Below are 16,642 nucleotides of genomic sequence, written 5' to 3'. Positions count from 1 at the left end.
GGGTGCGAAGTAGTGTTTCTTTTGGAAGTTGTTCAGAGGAATGTATGCAGCTAGAACGTTCAAGTCAGATTAAAAACATGGCTGGATTGAGATGCCCTTTATGCTTGTGGAGTTCGAGCATTACCTGGATTCTCTAGCCAATCGTCCAGTCCGGCTTTCGAAACAAGGTGCCAACAGCATGGTTGTTGAGGTTGCCGACGAGCGATTCATAGCCAGATTTACCGTATGGGAAGACGGTAGCTTTGTGGCCGAGGTTATAAATTTGGAGACTGAGCGTTTTGTGCTTAATGAACGTGTCGAATGTGATGATATCTCCCAGTTGAAAGCCGGTTTTGGAGGGTTTCTTGAAGCAATGGGTAGGCCTTGATATATGGCAGGGCCGTTAATGAAAAATTGGTTCACGGTGCCGCAAGCGCGGATGGATGTGATTGAAGACTACGATATGGCTGAGCAGGTCGTGTATACCGCATTCATCGACGCCGTGGCATTTCTGCAATCCAGCGGCGCCGATCTTTCAAGGTTCAAGGCGTTCAAAGCCAGTTGCCCGATCTGAGTCTGGAGTGTCAACGCTTACCGAGAATCTTCCCCAGCATTTCCGGCCGTGGTGCACCTTGCTGGCTCTGCAACTGCCCCTGCTCGTCCTGATAGAAGATCGCCGGCGTGGCGGACAGCCCCAGTTCGTCCATCAAGGCCAGGTTGGCGTCGAGTTTGTTCTGCACCGCCTCCGGGATCTTGTCCAGCGCCTTGAGGGTGCTGGCCTTGCCGGCCTTCTCATGCTCCAGCAGGGCCTTGGCTGGGTCCTTGGCCGCCAGTAGCGCGGCGGATTTGCCTGGGCTGTCCTCGCGGATGATGCCGACCATGATATGACGCAACTGCACCTTGCCCGATTCCACCCAAGGCCGCGCCTGCTGCCAGAACATCGAGCAGTACGGGCAATTGGGGTCGCTGAACAAGTACACGATGCGCGGTGCATCGGGCTTGCCGTCGGCAATCCAGTTGGTGTTTTCCATCTTTGCCCAGATGGCCTTGGTCATGGGGGCGTACACCAGCTTCTGCAAAGGCTCGGCGCTCAGGTCCTGGCCCTGCTCGTCGAACAGGCTGCCGACCAGCACATGCTTGCCATCGGGCGTAAGGTACAGGGCGATGCCGTTGTTCTGGTATTCGGCGGCGTAGCCGCGCAAGCCGTTGGGGGCGTCGAAGCTGCCTTTGATCACCGCGCCCTTGGCCTGCAATTGCTGGATCGCCTTGGGCAGATCCTCGGCGTGTAGCGCGGGGCTTGCGAGCAGCGCGAGGGTGAGGGGCAGCAGGGCGTTCAGGCGCATGTCAGTGTCCTTGTGGGGCAGGGGTTTCGAGCGGGTCGAAAGGTTCCAGGGCATGGCGCAGGCTGGCCCGCGACAGCTCGCCCAGGTGGCTGCCGACCAGTCGGCCGTCGGCGTCGTAGAACAGCGTGGTGGGCAGCGCCATGGAGCCGACTTGGCGGGCCAGTTCACCGGCGCTGTCGAACAGCACATGGGAGAGCATCAGGCCGGTGGTGGCCATGAAGGTACTGACGTTCTCTGGGGTTTCCCCCTGGTTGACGAACAGGAAGGTCACACCGGGGTAGTCGTGCTGGGCCTGTTGCAATACTGGCATTTCGCGCCGGCAGGGCGGGCACCAGGTTGCCCACAGGTTGATGACCAGGGGTTTGCCTTTGTAGTCGTGCAGCGCCACGGCCTGGCCGCGATTGTCGCGCAGGCTCAGTTGCGGCAGCTGCGTGCCTTGGCTGTAGAGGTGGCTGGCGAAGCTGCCAAGCACCCAGAACAACGCGCCGCTGCACAGCGCCCAGCCCAGTGGCCGGCGCAGGCCCGGGCGGCGCCAGCCTTGCCAGAGGGTGCCTAGCACTACGCCGAACAGGCCGCCGCTGAGCAGGAAGCCACCGTCGCGAATGTCGATCATTTGCAGCGGCTCGTCGCGGTACATCGGCCAGTAAGCCAGCACGAAGCCCAGGCGGGCGCACAGCAGGCCCAGCAGGAACAGGTTGAACAGCGCCGACTCGGGGTTTTCGCCGCCGCGCCGGGCCACGCGCCAGCCGACCAGGCTGGCGATGCCCAGCGCGGCGAGCAGCAGCAGGTGGTTCAGGGCCATGGTCAGGGGGCCGAGGGTGACGGTCAGCATCAGCCTTGGCTCCTGGTCTGCGCCCAGTGTTGCAGGAAGGCGGCGGCGTCGATTTCGCCGGTGATACGGCGGGCGCGGCGTTCTTCACCCTCTGGGCCGATCCACACCAAGCTGGGCGGGCCTGGGACCTGGTAGCGTTGCAGCAGCTCGCGACTGGCCGGGGTGTCGGCGGTCACATCCAGGCGCAGCAGGTGCACGTCTTGCAGGCTGGCTTGCACGTCGGGACGGGCGAACACCTGTTTTTCCATGACCTTGCAGGCCACGCACCAGTCGGCGTAGTAGTCCACCAGGACCCACTGGCCACGCACCTTGGCCGTGTCCAGCTGGCGTTGCAGCTCGGCGGGGGTGCTGACGGTGGTGAAGGCGTCATGCCCGGTGGCGACGCTGCCGCCCTTGGCGGTGAACGGTTGCAGCGGCTGCCACAGGTCGTTGCCACCCGCCGCGGCGCCCACCAGCAACAGGCCGCCCCACAGCGCGCCGAGCAGCGGCAACGCGCGCAGCGCCGGCAAGCGTTGCAGGGCTGGCCAGGCGGCCCAGCCCAGGGCGATCAGCCAAGCCCCGGCCAGGGCCAGCAGCAGGGGCGCGGGCAGCAGGCTGCGCACGGTGTACAAGGCCATGCTCAGGAACACGAAGCCGAACACCCCCTTGACCCGGTTCATCCAGGCGCCGGGGCGCGGCAGGTAGCGATTGCCCACGGTCACCAGCAACAACAGCGGCATGCCCATGCCCAGCCCGAGGCTGAACAGTACCAGCGCACCTTGCAGCACGTCGCCGCTCTGCGCGATGTACAGCAGGGCACCGGCCAGTGGCGCGGTCATGCACGGCCCGAGCAGCAACCCCGACAGCGCGCCGAGCAACGCCGCGCCATACAGGTTGCCACCACGCGTGCCTTGGCCGGCGCGGTCAAGACGATCGCGCAGCGCGCTGGGCAGTTGCAGCTCGAAGGCGCCGAACATCGGCAGGGCCAGCAGCACGAACAACGCCGCCAGGCTACCCAGTAGCCAGGGCTGTTGCAGCCAGGCCTGAAGGCTTGCGCCCAGCAGCGCGGCGACCACGCCCAGACCGGCATACACCAGGGCCATGCTCAGCACGTAGACCCCGGCCAACAGCCAGCCACGGCGGGCGCTGGCGCCGTTGCCCAGTACCAGGCCGGCGAGGATCGGCAGCATTGGCAGCGAACACGGGGTAAACGCCAGCAGCAGCCCCAGGCCAAAGAATGCCAGCAGGCTCCAGGCCAGGCTGGCCTGTTGCAGGTCGCGGGCCAAGGCCTGGTCGCTGGCCTGTTGCAGGTCGCGGGCCAAGGCCTGGTCGCTGGCCTGCCCGGAGCTTGGCGCCTGGGCGTCGCCAAGGGCGATGCGGGTGGTCTGCGGCGGGTAGCACAGGCCGGCGTCGGCGCAGCCCTGCCAGCCCAGGCGCAACTCGCCGCTGGCGTTGGCCGGGATCAGCAGTTCCAGTTGCTGGCGATACACGGTGCTGTCGCCAAAGAACTCGTCGTGGTGGTTCTCGCCCTGGGGCAGGGTGGGGTGCTGGTCGGTGGGCAGCCCATCGAACTTCAGGCGTTTCTGGTAGAGGTAGTAGCCGTCCTGGATTTGGAAATACAGGCGCAACTGGCCGTCTGGCAGGCGGTCCTGGGTCAGCACGAAGGCCTGCTCCACCGGCAGGAAGTCCGGTTTGACGGCGAAAGGGTTGGCCTGGAGTGGGCCGGCGAGCAGGAATGTCAGCAGAATCAGGAGAACACGCATGTCGACGCCTTGGCAGAGCTTGATAGGGGCCATGCTGGCCGGGGCTTATTAACTCAAGGTTAAACCCTGTTGCTACTGCGCGAGAGCGGTATGCGCAGCGATTGACTGGGCCCATAATCTCCCCTTAATCACTGCCCTGTGCAATCTCACCTCCCAACCCAGAGGAAGCCCCCATGCACGTTCTGCTCTGCGAGGATGACGACCTGATCGCCAGCGGCATCTGCGCCGGACTGTGCGCCCAGGGCCTGACCGTGGACCGGGTGGCCAGTGCTTCGCAGGCCCGGCAAATGCTCCAGGCGGCGCAGTTCGACGTGATGATCCTCGACTTGGGCCTGCCTGACGAAGATGGCTTGAAACTGCTGCGTCGCCTGCGTCAGCAGGGCGAGACCTTGCCGGTGTTGGTGCTCACCGCACGCGATGCGGTCACCGACCGTGTCGATGGCTTGCAGGCTGGCGCCGACGACTACTTGCTCAAGCCGTTCGACCTGCGCGAACTGGCCGCGCGCCTGCACACCTTGTTGAGGCGGATGGCGGGGCGTGCCGTGAATGTCATCGAGCACGGTCCGCTGTGCTACGACCCGAGCAGTTGCGCGGCCACTCTGGCTGGCCAGCCAGTGGACCTTTCGCGGCGCGAGCAGGCCTTGTTGCAAGCGTTGTTGCAGAACCCCGGCCGGGTGCTGTCCAGCGAGCAGCTCAAAGATTGCGTCTACGGCTTCAGCGATGAAGTTGAGAGCAACGCCCTCAACGTGCATATTCACCACCTGCGGCGCAAGCTCGGCAACGGCATCGTCGAGACCGTGCGCGGGCTGGGTTATCGCCTGGGGCCTGCACAGGCCCCGGAGGTTTCGCCATGAGCCTGCGGGTACGCCTGTCGCTGATCCTCGGCAGCGCGTTCATCGTGATCTGGGCCTTGGCTGCGGCCTGGATGCTGCGCGACCTGCGCCAGCAGATGATGTTCTCCCTCGACCAGCGCCTGGTGGCGTCGGCGCGCATGGTTGCAGGGTTGGTCGACCAATTGCCGCAACCGCTGGCAGCCAAGGGCGAGGATGCGCATTTCTCAGCTGATCAACTCAGCGTGCCGGATGGCATGGCGTGCCAGGTCAGTTCGCTGCGTGGCGAGATCCTCGCCAGCAATCACAAGCACGATGGCGCGATGGATGACCAGCGTAGCGGTTTCCGCGACCAGACCATCGACGGCGCCTCTTGGCGTACCTTCACCTACAGCCATGGTGATATCCGTATCACCACCGCCGACCGGCACTTGGAGCGCGAGGCGCTCAACCAGTCGATTCTGCTGGCCGCCTCGGCGCCAGTGCTGATGGCCTTGCTCGGTAGCCTCGGGCTGTTGTGGATCGGCTTGGGCAAGGGCTTGGCGCCGCTCAACCGCATGCGTGATGCCCTGCGAAAGCGGCGTGCCGACAGCGTCGAGCCCTTGCAGGTGGATAATCTGCCCAGCGAGTTACAGCCGCTGCTCGACACGCAGAACCAGTTGTTTCTGCGCATTGCCCAGACCATCGAGCGCGAGCGCCGACTGACCGACGATGCTGCCCACGAACTGCGCAGCCCACTCACGGCGATCAAGACCCACTTGCAGGTAGCGCGCATGACCGAAGGGGCTGTGCGCGAGCAGGCCCTGGAGCACGCCGAACAAGGCACCGACCGCATGCACCGGACCCTGGAGCAATTGCTCATGCTGGCGCGGGTCGAGGGCAGCTTGTCATTCGACGACGGCGTGCAATGCAGCGCCGAGCAGGTGGCATTGCAGGCGGTCCAGGATGCCGGTGGCGGCGATAACCGGCGTATTCTGCTGCGCCTGCCCGAGGAGGCGGCCAAGGTTTACCTGGGCATGCCGGCACCACTGGCGGTAGCGGCCTTGCGCAATCTGCTGGACAACGCCCTGCGCCATGGTGGGGAGGCCGCAGTGGAGCTGGACGTGCTGGCTGTGGAGGGGCAGGTGGACTTCGTGGTGCGCGACCACGGGCCTGGCATTGCGCAGGAAGACTTGGCACACCTGACCGAACGTTTCTGGCGCAACGGTCAGAGCGGTGGTTGTGGCTTGGGCCTGGCCATCGTCCAGGCCATCGTGCAGCGCTGCGCCGGTAGCCTGCGCTTTGACAATCAGGGCGATGGCTTGCGGGTGAGTCTGCAAGTGCCGGCGCGCCCGGCAGGTTGAGCTGATCGCGGGGCAGGCCCCGCGATCAGGCCATTGCGCCCGTAAATCCTGCATCGACCTCTAAATCCTGGGCGCACCCAAGCGTTTTTCAAGCGACAACTACCCGACACACATCCGCTTACAGGAAGCGTGGCGGGCACATCCGCTTGCTTGCGAGGGTTTTTCCGATGTCGACCGCTTCCAGCCTTGTCCGGGCCCTGCCGGCCAATGAGCCCCAGGCCCTGTATGAATTCAAGGACTCGCCGCTGCTGCTGCGCCAGCAGCAACAGGAGTCCAACGCCCGCAGCTACCCACGGCGCATCCCGCTGGCGCTCAAGCGCGCCCGTGGGCTTTACGTGGAAGATGTCGAAGGGCGTCAGTTCATCGACTGCCTGGCCGGCGCTGGCACCCTGGCCTTGGGGCATAACCATCCGGTGGTGGTCGAGGCGATCCAGCGTGTGCTGGCCGATGAGCTGCCGTTGCACACCTTGGACCTGACCACGCCGGTCAAGGACCAGTTCGTCCAGGACCTGTTCGGCCTGCTGCCTGAGGCGCTGCGCCTTGAGGCGAAGATCCAGTTCTGCGGCCCGACCGGCACCGACGCGGTGGAAGCGGCGCTCAAGCTGGTGCGCACGGCCACCGGGCGCAGTACTGTGCTGGCGTTCCAGGGCGGCTACCACGGCATGAGCCAGGGCGCCCTGAGCCTGATGGGCAGCCTGGGGCCGAAAAAGCCCCTCGGGGCCCTGCTGAGCAGTGGCGTACAGTTCCTGCCATACCCCTATGACTACCGCTGCCCATTTGGCCTTGGCGGTGAGGCTGGGGTGCGCGCCAACCTGCACTACCTGGAAAACCTGCTGAACGACCCGGAAGCCGGCGTTGCGCTGCCTGCGGCAGTGATCGTCGAAGTGGTGCAGGGTGAAGGCGGGGTGATTCCGGCTGACATCGAGTGGTTGCGTGGCCTGCGTCGCATCACCGAGCAGGCTGGCGTGGCGCTGATCGTCGACGAGATCCAGAGTGGCTTTGGCCGTACCGGCAAGATGTTCGCCTTTGAGCATGCCGGTATCGTGCCGGATGTGGTGACCCTGTCCAAGGCCATCGGCGGCAGCCTGCCGTTGGCGGTGATGGTCTACCGCGACTGGCTCGACCAGTGGTCGCCCGGCGCACACGCCGGGACCTTCCGGGGTAATCAGATGGCCATGGCGACAGGCTCGGCGGTGATGCGCTACCTGGTCGAGCATCGCCTGTGCGAACACGCCGAGGCCATGGGGCAGCGCTTGCGTGGGCACTTGCAGCGCCTGCAGCAGGATTACCCGCAACTGGGCGATATTCGCGGGCGTGGCCTGATGCTCGGGGTCGAGCTGGTCGACCCTGCGGGGCAGCTCGATGCCCTGGGGCATCCGCCGGCCTGTTCGTGTCTGGCTCCGAAGGTGCAGCGTGAGTGCCTGCGCCGTGGGCTGATCCTCGAACTGGGTGGTCGTCATGGCGCGGTGGTGCGTTTCCTGCCGCCGCTGATCATCAGTGCCGAGCAAATCGATGAGGTGGCCGGGCGTTTTGCCGAGGCGCTGCGCGCCGCTGTCGGGGCGGGCGCCTGAGACGACCGGGGCCGCGTAGCGGCCCTGGTGCAAGGCGCTGAATTCAGTCGAGCGCGCGTCCCGCCCGCCAGTACCCCATCAGGGTCAGGCTGGTGCGGGACAGCCCGCGTTCCTTGATCAGGTAACGGCGAATCTCCATCACCGTGCCGGACTCACCAGCGATCCAGGCGTAGAACTCGCCCTTGGCGTCGCTGGCCAGTTCCCACAGGAGGCTTGCGTCGATGTCGACGTCTTCAAGCTCCACGGACTTGCCAACCTGGAGACCGGGCAAGCGCGCCAGCTCATGCACGGCATGCAGCATGCCTTGGCCGTGATCGCAGCGCAGTACGTCCCGGGGCAGCCAGTGCAGGCGGGTAGCGGGGCTATGCCGAAGTGGCAGGCAGTCGCTTTCGTGGGGGACTTCGATGAACGCTTGCACCGCCTGTTCCGGCGCCTGCTCGGCCAGTTGCTCGAGAATCCCGGCGATGGCCGGTAGAGCCGTTTCGTCACCCACCAGCAGGATATTCCGGGCGCTGCTTGGCGGCTTCCATTCATAGCCGCCTGGGTCGTCACGGTAGGCCAGGTTGGGCGCGACCATCTGCAAGCGATCACCCGCTTGCGCGTGGGTCGCCCAGGCTGAGGCAGGGCCGTTGACGCCGTGCAGCACGAAGTCTACGTCCACTTCCTGCGCCTCGCGGCGCAGGGCGCGGAGGGTGTAAGTGCGCATCGGCGGCGTGTGCTGCGCTGCGAGCCCCCGACGGGCCAGCTGCCACTGGCCATCCTTGGGTAGCGTTGGCGCGGCCCCGGCCGGTGTCGGGAAGCACAGCTTGATGCGCTGGTCGGGCGCCAGGGTGGTCATCTGCGCGACGTCCTCGCCGCCGAAGACGCAGCGGCATAGCGATGGACTGAGGTGCTCGATGGACTTGAGCTGGACGTCGAACAACCGGTAGGCGGTGGGCTTGGAGGTGCGGATCAGGCGCGAAATCAGGGAGGTCATGGGCTACCTCTGGCAATGGGAATACCTGACAGACGAGCACCTTGCCCGGTGAATTAGCCAAGGCGCGCGCCGCGCTAAATTTCCTTCTCCAGCGTACGTCCTAGCTTGGATAGCAGCCGCAGCACGCGGAGACGGATTGAGGCGCAATGACAATTTCTCGACGAGGATTCATCGCAGGCCTGGCAGTGGCCGGCGCTGCGGGCAGCGCGGCTTACTACGCGCACAAGGAGCTGACCCACGACCCCGAGGACGACATCGTCACCCCTGGTGAGGCGAGCGTGGAGTTGGCCGACTATCGCGGGCAAGTGTTGGCAGACCTGCTGCGCGGGGTCTGGGATATCCGTTTCGAAGGTGCTGAAGCTGGCCTGGACGGGCTGGCGCGCGATGGCCTGGAGATGTTCCTGGACGTGGCCACCAAGGGCCGTGGCCTGCGTGGCTTCGTCGACACCGGCGCGGCTTTGCGTGGGGACGCGCAACCGGCCTACCGGGTGTTGGGTGATCTGGTAGGCGCCAGCACCGGTGAGGTGCGCTGGCGCCTGATGGCACGTGATACAGGGCCGAGCTACGAGTGCGTGGCCAGTCTCGATGAAGTCTGGGGCGAGTTTGCCAATGCTGGCAGCGGCACCTTGAGCGTGCGAATCCAGCGCTTGGACCGGCCGTTGATGTTACCCGTGCAGGACAACCGCCTGGTGGCCGTCAAGCGCCGCTTCCCCGAAGCCCGCGAGCGCCTGCCTTACACGGCGCAGATGCAGGCTTGGGTGATCGCCCCTGAACACCGCTTGTTTCACCAGCTCTGGCATGCGACCCGCGATAAATGGCATACCTTGGCGCCGACCAAACAGAACGCATTGCGTGGCCTGGGCTGGCAGCCTGGCCCACGCGAGCGTGAGCGCGATGCACGCGGGCCGCGCAAGCACCGCAACGGCTCGGGGGTGGATTTCCTCTACATGCACCGGCACATGCTGATACAGGCCCGGACCTTGCAGTCGTTACCGTCCTGGCAACGCTTTCCGCTGCCCCAGCCAAGCGTCGAGGCCGACCGCCAAGGCTTTGCCCGTTATCACGACAACCATGACGGCTACCGTGTGCCGCCAGCCTGGCAGGCGCCCGGCGATCAGGCCTACGGGCAGTGGGTGGGGGCGATCAAGGCTGGTGAGACCTTCTGCAGCAACTTCCAGGTGTGGGAGTCGCAGTACCAGGACCCGGTGTACCTGTCGAGGTTGTCGCTGGGGGCGTTCGGTTCGGAGCTGGAGATGAACCTGCACGACTGGTTGCACATGTGCTGGGCAACGGTGCCTCGCGACCCGAGCAATGGCGCGCCGGTACCGTTCGCCCGTGATCCATCTGACTTTGCCGCACGCTGGTTCGCGCGCGAGAACGATTTTCTTGGCGATCCGTTTTCCTCCCACGTCAACCCGGTGTTCTGGGGCTTCCACGGTTGGATCGACGACCGTATCGACGACTGGTTCCGGGCCCACGAGCGGCATCATCCTGGCCAGGTACGGCGCCAGGTGGTCAATGGTGTGCCGTGGTTCGCACCGGGGCGCTGGGTGGAGGTCGATGACCCTTGGTTGGGGCCGGACACCCACGGTTGCAGCACCGAGCCGGGCATGCGGCCGGGCAAGTCGGTAGAGATGGATGTGGAGGTGATGAAGCTGGCGTTGCGCATCACCTTCGGTGAGGACGACAAGATCGACGGCTTCCTGCGCAAGGTGCCACAGCGGCCGTGGTATGCACGCCACCTGTCGATGAAGAACATCGTGTCTTGAGCGGGGCGCCTGGGAGACTTTCTCAGGAAGGCCCGCAGCTATTTGCAACAGATCACAATTGGTTGATGTGGCACCGTCCCTGTGGGAGATCACCCAGCCCTTGGGGCTGCGCTGTCGCGCAGAGAACTGATTTGGCGAGCGCGCCGCGTACCCTGTGGGAGCGGCTTTAGCCGCGAACACCGGCGAAGCCGGTGCCATGCACCGCGTTGTCTGCTTCGCGGCTGAAGCCGCTCCCACAGGGTATGCGGCGTTTGCGAAGTCGTAGTCCTTTGCGTGATAGTGCAGTCCGAAGGGCGCAAAGCCCCCCGACTGCCCTCAGGGCAGGTTCGCCGTTATCTGCTGCACCTGCCACCCCCCACCCAATGCCTTGTACAGCGCCACGCTGGCCTGCAAGCGCGCCAGGCGTAGTTGCGCCTGCTCATCTTCGGCCAGGTACAGGGTGCGCTGGGTTTCCAGCACGTTGAGCAGGGTCTCGGCGCCGGCGGCGTAGCGCTGCTGGGCAAGGTTGAAGGCGATGCGCGCCTGGGCCACTTCCTCGTCCTGCCACTGGCGCTGGCGGTCCACGCCACTGATCGCATTGAGCGCTTTCTCGACATCGGCAAAGCCGTTGACGATGCTGGCGCGGTAGTCGGCCAGCAGCTCTTGCTGTTCGGCACGGGCCAGGTCGCGTTCGGCGCGCAGTCGACCGTTGTTGAAGATCGGCGCGGTCAGGCCGGCGGTGAGGGTGTAATAGGGGCTGTCGAGCACGTTGGCGAAAGTGCGTGCGCCACTGCCCAGATCCGCCCCCAGGATCAGGCGTGGAAGCATCGCGGCGCGTGCGACCTGCACGTTGGCGCTGGCTGCCGCCAGGCGCGCCTCGGCGGCGGCGATATCCGGGCGGCGCCCGAGCAGTTCGCTCGGCAGGCCGCTGCCGATACCGGGCCAGCGCAGGCCATCGAGGGTTTCGGTGCTGCTTGGCAGTTGTTGTACCGGTTCGCCGAGCAAGGTCGCCAGGGTTACGCGGTTGTCTTGGCGGCGTTGCTCCAGCAGCGGCAGTTGGCGCTCTTGAGCGGCCACCACGCGGCGTTGCTGGGCCAGTTCCAGGCGCGTCGCTGAGCCCGAGCGCTCGCGGGCTTCGACCAGGCCGAGTACATCGCGGGCGTTGTTCAGGTTGAGGCGGGCAATACGCAGTTGCTCCTCCAGCGCCAGGCCTTGCAGGTAACTGTCGGCCACGGCGCTGAGCAGGGTCAGCTCCACGGTTTGGCGGTCGAAGCGGCTGGCGTCGAGGCTGCTCAGGGCGCTGTCACGCGTGGCCCGCAGCCCGCCCCAGAAGTCGATTTCGTAGCTGGCGCTCAACTGTGCACCGAATGAAGTGCTGGTGCGCTCGCTGCTGCTGGCGTCGAGCTGGTCGTTGCCCTCGCCACGCAACAGGCGCTGACGGCTGCCGTCGACTCCCAGTTGCAGCTCCGGCAGCAGCGGGGCGCCTGCGATCACCGCGCTGGCCTGGGCCTGGCGTACGCGTGCGGCGGCGGCGGCCAGGTCGTGGCTGTTGCTGCGGGCGCGTTCGATCAGGCGGTCCAGTTCGGCACTGGCGAAGGTCTGCCACCACTGCTGGTCCGGCACGGCGCGCGTGCTGTCGGTGGGGCCTTGCCAGGCTTGCGGTGGCGTGATCGCACTGGCCGGTGGTGGTGGTGTGCTACAGGCGGCCAGGCACAGGCTCAGGGTCAACAGACTGATACGGCTTGGAATTGGCATGGGCTATTCGCTGGTAAGGGCTTTGACCGGGTCGAGTCGGGCGGCCTTGCGGGCCGGCATGAAGCCGAACAGCACGCCGGTGATGGCTGCGCAGGCGAAGGCGCCGATAATCGCAGGCAAGGCGAAGGCCACGGCGATACCGGCCAGTAACAAGCCCCCGCCGATGCCTAGGGCCAGGACGATACCGGTCAGCCCGCCGACCATCGACAACATCACCGCCTCGGTCAGGAATTGGCGCAGGATGTCGCGCTGGCGCGCGCCGGTGGCCATGCGGATGCCGATCTCGCGGGTGCGTTCGCGTACGGTCATGAGCATGATGTTCATCACCCCGATGCCGCCCACCAGCAGCGAGATCGCGGCAATCGCACCGAGCATCAGCGACAGGCTGTTCTGGGTGCGCGCCTCGGCCTGGATCAGTGCAGCGTCGTTGGTCAGTTCGAAGTCGTGGCGACCTTGGTGGCGCTGGCGCAGCAGGCGGTCGATGGCCTGCTCGGTCTCGCCGACGCGGCGCGAGTCCTGCGCGGCGATGGCGATGTACTCGGGATCGCGGCTGCCGAACAAGCGGATGGCGGCGGCAGAGTAGGGCACCGCGATGCGCTCGTCGGCGTTCTCGCTGCCGGAGCTTGCGCCCTTGCCCTGGAGAATGCCGATGACCTGGAACGGCACGTTACCGATCAGCAGGTATTGCCCGAGCGGGTCGCTACCTTCGCCGAACATCTTGTCACGCACCTTTTGCCCGATCACGGCCACTGCTGCGCCGCTGGCCTCGTCGGCTTCGGTGTAGAAGCTGCCTTCTACTACCGGCCAGTTGAAGATCTGCGTAAACCAGGTGTTGTTGCCGCCGACGTAGAACGCCTGGCTGTTGTTGCCCTGGCGCACCATCAGCTTGTCGCCGATCACTGGCATGGCGTGTATCACCTGGGGCAGTTCGGCGATGGCGGCGACATCGTCGAGGGTGATGATGCCGGCCGGCTCACGCTCGGTGGCGTGCTTGCCGTTGAGGTAGAGGATGTTCGAGCCGAACGCGGCCATCTGCGCCATCACCTGGCGCTTGCTGCCTTCGCCCACGGCCAGCATGACCACTACCGAGGCCACGCCGATGACGATACCGAGCAGGGTCAGGGCGGTGCGGAAGCGATTGATCCACATCACCCGCCAGGCGGCTTGCAGGGCTTCGATCAGCTCGCCTTTCCAGGCGCCGGTGAGCGTTGCGCCGCGGTCCAGGCGCTGACGCAGGTCGTCGGCCTGCAGCGGTTTCGAGGGGGTGGGGGCGGGCTGCTCGGCTGCCGAGTCGCTGACCATCTGGCCATCGCGGATTTCGATGACCCGTTGCGCGCGGGCGGCCACCTCTCGGTCGTGGGTGATGAGAATGATCACATGGCCCTGGCTGGCCAGCTCGTCGAGCAGGGCCATGACTTCGGTGCCGCTGTGGCTGTCCAGGGCGCCGGTCGGTTCGTCGGCGAGAATGATGTGGCCGCCGTTCATCAATGCCCGGGCAATCGATACACGCTGCTGCTGGCCCCCGGACAACTGGTGCGGACGGTTGCCGGTACGGTTGCCCAAGCCCAGGCGTTCGAGCAGGGCGCGGGCGCGAGCGTGGCGCTCGGCAGGTGCAATCCCTGCGTAGATGGCTGGCATTTCGACGTTTTCCTGGGCTGAGCCTGAGGGAATCAGGTGGTAGCCCTGGAACACGAAACCGAAGGCCTCGCGGCGCAGCCAGGCCAACTCGTCGCCGTCCAGTTCGGCTACGTCGCGGCCGGCGAAGCGATAGCTGCCCGAGCTGGGGCGGTCGAGGCAGCCGAGGATGTTCATCAACGTCGACTTGCCCGAGCCAGACGCGCCGACGATGGCGACGAATTCGCCCGGGTGGATGCTCAGGCTGATCCCGCGCAGCACCTCGACAGTAGGTGAATCGACGCCGCCATAGACCTTGCGGATGTCACGCAGCTCAATCAGGGGTGTGCTCATGTCAGCTCCCGCTGGCGGCAGGTGCGCCGATCACCAGGCGCTCGCCCTCGCGCAGGCCATCGAGCACCTGTACGCGCAGGCGATCGCTCAGGCCGATGCGGACCTGGCGTGCCTCGATCTTGCCGTCGGCGTTGAGCACGTGCGCCAAGCGCAGGCCGTCCTCTGGGGTTTCGTTCAGTGCGGCCAGCGGCACGCTGAGGACTTGGCTGGCTTGGCCGGCGACGAAGAAGACCTGGGTGGTCATTTCCGCCATCAGGGCGCCGTCAGGGTTATCGACGTCCAGCAGCACGGTGTATTGCACCACCTTGCTGCCGGTGGTGCCGGCGCTGGCGCTGGCTGGGCTGCCGCCGCCCTGGCTGGCTTGTTCCAGCGGCTTGGGCGGGATCGGCAGAATTTGCCGTACGCTGCTGGTCCAGCGGCGCTTGCCGCCGGCCAGTGTGGTGAAGTAGGCGGTCATGCCTGGCTTGACCTTGCCGATGTCGGCTTCGGAGACCTGGGCCCAGACGGTCATTGGCGACAGCTTGGCGATGCGCAGGATCAGCGGCGTCTGCTGCTGGGCGTTGAGGGTCTGGCCTTCGCGTGCGTCCACCGCCACCACGGTGCCGCTCATCGGCGCATAGATGCGGGTATAGCCCAGCTCAGCCTCGGCGCTGCGTAAGCTGGCCTGGGCCTGGCTGATCTGTGCCTGGTACATGGCGATGCGCGCTTGCGTCACCTTGAGCTGGGCTTCGGCGCTTTGCAGATCTTCCTGGCGGGTGGCGCCGCTGCTGGTCAGCTCACGCTGGCGCTGGAACTGCTGGCGGGCCAATTGGTATTGGGCACGTTGCTCGGCCAACTGAGCCTTGAGGTTTTCGATCGAGTAGCGCCCGGCATCGAGGTTGGCCTGTTGTGTGGACGGGTCGATTTCCACCAGCAGTTGGCCCTCGCGCACGGGGTCGCCGGCTTCCACATGCAGCTTGCGGATCTGCCCGGAAGCCTGCGCGCCAACGTCCACGTAGCGGCGCGGTTGCAGGGTGCCGAGGGCGGTGACGCTGCTTTCGATATCGCTGCGCGTCACTGCCACCGTGCTGACTGGCGCGCCGCTCAGTGGCAGGGTTTTCCAGGCCAGCAGGCTGCCCAGGCCAAGCAGGCCCAAGGCTGTGAGCAGCAGTCGACGGCGGGGGGTGGATGTGCGAGTCATGCGGGCTTCCAGCCAGAGAAAGGGGGGGCGTGCGGTCTTCGACGGCGCGCTCGGAGGCCCCAGTTAAACGAAGGCCGCCGTTGCCGATTTAGCTGGCAGGCAGTTTTGCTTCGAGTTGCTGAGAATAATTATAATTTGTAAGATCGCACGTTGATATCATCCAACCCGCTGCCCGTGCCTGTGTGCGTGTGTGCAGGGGGACGCTAGGTGCCGTCGTGGAACACTACTATCGCGAATTGGTGAGTTTTCTTTGCGCCCGGCTGGGTAATCGCCAGGCGGCCGAAGACGTTGCCCATGATGCTTACCTGCGCGTGCTGGAGCGCACCGAGGGCCAGCAGATCGAGCACCCGCGAGCGTTCCTCTACCGTACCGCGCTGAACCTGGTGGTCGACCGCCACCGTCGCCATCAGGTACGCCAGGCCGAGCCGCTGGACGTGCTCGACAGCGACGAGCGCTGGCACAGCCCGGCGCCATCGCAGAGCATGCAGCTGGACCAGCGCCTGGCCTTGATGCGCCAGGCCCTGGACGAGCTGAGCGCCACCTGTCGCGAGTGCTTCTTGCTGCGCAAGCTCGAGGGGCTGTCGCACCAGCAAATCGCCGAGCGCCTGGAAATCTCGCGCGCGCTGGTGGAAAAACACATCGTCAATGCCATGAAGCACTGCCGTCAGCGCATGCGTCAGTGGGAAGGCTGAACGTTGCGTGAAGGGCGTGTGAAAATTTCCTGGGGTGGCGACTTGATTTCCTGCCGTTTCCCGACAACTATCAAATAAGACCCGCCCAGGCTGTTTGCCTGAGGCTTGCCTGTACCGGCGCAGTTATGGTCATGGAGCCCTTACCTCAACTGCCCAGGTCTGGACGATGCCGAACAAATCCCTGCGCATCCTGATCGCCGACGAGCATCCCGAACAGCGCCTGCTGCTGGAAAAGCTGCTCAATGGCCTGGGGTATTTTCGAATCGCTCCGGTGCACAGCTTCGACGAGCTGCAACGCCTGGTCCTGAGTGCCTTGCAGCCGTTCAACCTGCTGTTGGGCAATATCGAGTTGGCCAGCCACGCCGGCGTGGATCTTGCGCGCTTCTGCCAGGGCTGCGGGCAAATCCAACACGCCTTGCTGTACCACGCCAAGCCGTTGCGGGTGCCCACATTGCCGTCCGGTGAGCGCCAGGCGGTCAATCTCAGTCTGCCACGCGCGCCTGATCACCAGGCGTTAGAGTCATTCATGGCGATCATCGACCTGCCAGTGGTGCTGGGACAGCTGGCGGTGCCTGCGGCGTTCTACCCGGCAGCGGGGCACCACCTGCGCCGCGCGAACTTCGGCCACACCGTATTCAGCCGTCGTTCCTGATACACATCCGGCCCTGGCAGCCAGCATTTGC

General features: G+C 65.5%; 15 protein-coding genes. 8 read left to right on the top strand and 7 right to left on the bottom strand.

Annotation, left to right across the window (positions count from 1 at the left end; translation table 11 throughout):
• Positions 1–91: 91 nt before the first annotated feature.
• Both FEM01_RS14720 and FEM01_RS24180 read left to right on the top strand, forming a co-directional pair.
• On the top strand, positions 92–367 hold the full coding sequence (locus FEM01_RS14720; RefSeq protein WP_138220216.1) for an immunity protein TriTu family protein: 276 nt from the start codon (positions 92–94) through the stop codon (positions 365–367).
• An 18-nt stretch (positions 368–385) separates the two neighbouring features.
• On the top strand, positions 386–553 hold the full coding sequence (locus tag FEM01_RS24180; RefSeq protein WP_171030967.1) for a hypothetical protein: 168 nt from the start codon (positions 386–388) through the stop codon (positions 551–553).
• A 10-nt stretch (positions 554–563) separates the two neighbouring features.
• On the opposite strand, the gene dsbG is transcribed toward FEM01_RS24180, so the two are convergent.
• From dsbG to dsbD, 3 genes are read right to left on the bottom strand one after another with little or no spacing between them, the layout of a single operon-like run.
• The gene (gene dsbG / locus FEM01_RS14715) at positions 564–1,322 is read right to left on the bottom strand and encodes a thiol:disulfide interchange protein DsbG (protein WP_138220215.1); all 759 of its coding nucleotides are present in this window, start codon (positions 1,320–1,322) and stop codon (positions 564–566) included.
• Between the two features lies 1 nt (position 1,323).
• On the bottom strand, positions 1,324–2,154 hold the full coding sequence (locus tag FEM01_RS14710; RefSeq protein WP_138220214.1) for a TlpA disulfide reductase family protein: 831 nt from the start codon (positions 2,152–2,154) through the stop codon (positions 1,324–1,326).
• On the bottom strand, positions 2,154–3,896 hold the full coding sequence (gene dsbD / locus FEM01_RS14705; protein ID WP_138220213.1) for a protein-disulfide reductase DsbD: 1,743 nt from the start codon (positions 3,894–3,896) through the stop codon (positions 2,154–2,156). Before dsbD ends, FEM01_RS14710 begins: the two co-directional genes overlap by 1 nt.
• A 173-nt stretch (positions 3,897–4,069) precedes the next feature.
• Here dsbD and FEM01_RS14700 point away from each other — a divergent pair, with 173 nt between their 5' ends.
• The 3 genes from FEM01_RS14700 to FEM01_RS14690 all read left to right on the top strand — a co-directional run bounded on the left by FEM01_RS14700 (position 4,070) and on the right by FEM01_RS14690 (position 7,640).
• Positions 4,070–4,750 carry a response regulator gene (locus tag FEM01_RS14700; protein ID WP_138220212.1) on the top strand — a complete coding sequence of 227 codons (681 nt, stop codon included), beginning with the start codon at positions 4,070–4,072 and terminating at the stop codon, positions 4,748–4,750.
• The gene (locus tag FEM01_RS14695) at positions 4,747–6,069 is read left to right on the top strand and encodes an ATP-binding protein (protein WP_138220211.1); all 1,323 of its coding nucleotides are present in this window, start codon (positions 4,747–4,749) and stop codon (positions 6,067–6,069) included. The genes FEM01_RS14700 and FEM01_RS14695 overlap by 4 nt, the downstream gene beginning before the upstream one ends.
• A 167-nt stretch (positions 6,070–6,236) precedes the next feature.
• Positions 6,237–7,640, top strand: coding sequence for an aspartate aminotransferase family protein (locus FEM01_RS14690; protein ID WP_138220210.1), 1,404 nt, complete (start codon positions 6,237–6,239; stop codon positions 7,638–7,640).
• Between the two features lie 43 nt (positions 7,641–7,683).
• On the opposite strand, the gene FEM01_RS14685 is transcribed toward FEM01_RS14690, so the two are convergent.
• Positions 7,684–8,616 carry a siderophore-interacting protein gene (locus FEM01_RS14685; RefSeq protein WP_138220209.1) on the bottom strand — a complete coding sequence of 311 codons (933 nt, stop codon included), beginning with the start codon at positions 8,614–8,616 and terminating at the stop codon, positions 7,684–7,686.
• 146 nt (positions 8,617–8,762) lie between these two features.
• Here FEM01_RS14685 and FEM01_RS14680 point away from each other — a divergent pair, with 146 nt between their 5' ends.
• Positions 8,763–10,385: a twin-arginine translocation signal domain-containing protein gene (locus tag FEM01_RS14680; protein WP_138220208.1), complete on the top strand. Its 1,623-nt coding sequence runs from the start codon at positions 8,763–8,765 to the stop codon at positions 10,383–10,385.
• Between the two features lie 315 nt (positions 10,386–10,700).
• Here the strand turns inward: FEM01_RS14680 and FEM01_RS14675 are convergent, their stop codons facing one another.
• The 3 genes from FEM01_RS14675 to FEM01_RS14665 are packed head-to-tail and all read right to left on the bottom strand — an operon-like array spanning position 10,701 to position 15,267.
• Complete coding sequence (locus FEM01_RS14675; RefSeq protein ID WP_138220207.1) at positions 10,701–12,119, bottom strand: efflux transporter outer membrane subunit; 1,419 nt, start codon at positions 12,117–12,119, stop codon at positions 10,701–10,703.
• Positions 12,120–12,122: 3 nt separating this feature from the next.
• Positions 12,123–14,087 (bottom strand): MacB family efflux pump subunit, encoded by a 1,965-nt coding sequence (locus tag FEM01_RS14670; protein ID WP_138220206.1) that lies wholly within the window; start codon positions 14,085–14,087, stop codon positions 12,123–12,125.
• A 1-nt stretch (position 14,088) separates the two neighbouring features.
• Entirely contained in the window at positions 14,089–15,267 is a 1,179-nt protein-coding gene (locus FEM01_RS14665) for an efflux RND transporter periplasmic adaptor subunit (RefSeq protein WP_138220205.1), read from the bottom strand.
• A 215-nt stretch (positions 15,268–15,482) separates the two neighbouring features.
• On the opposite strand from FEM01_RS14665, the gene FEM01_RS14660 reads away from it, so the two are divergent.
• Both FEM01_RS14660 and FEM01_RS14655 read left to right on the top strand, forming a co-directional pair.
• Positions 15,483–15,959, top strand: coding sequence for a sigma-70 family RNA polymerase sigma factor (locus FEM01_RS14660; protein WP_138220204.1), 477 nt, complete (start codon positions 15,483–15,485; stop codon positions 15,957–15,959).
• A 166-nt stretch (positions 15,960–16,125) separates the two neighbouring features.
• Positions 16,126–16,611 (top strand): histidine kinase, encoded by a 486-nt coding sequence (locus FEM01_RS14655; RefSeq protein ID WP_138220203.1) that lies wholly within the window; start codon positions 16,126–16,128, stop codon positions 16,609–16,611.
• The last annotated feature ends 31 nt before the right edge of the window (positions 16,612–16,642 follow it).

This window comes from Pseudomonas mosselii, from assembly GCF_005796105.1.
Taxonomy (GTDB): domain Bacteria; phylum Pseudomonadota; class Gammaproteobacteria; order Pseudomonadales; family Pseudomonadaceae; genus Aquipseudomonas; species Aquipseudomonas mosselii_C.
The sequence above is the reverse complement of the archived record's forward strand: the minus strand, read 5'-3'. Positions and strand labels throughout refer to the sequence as shown.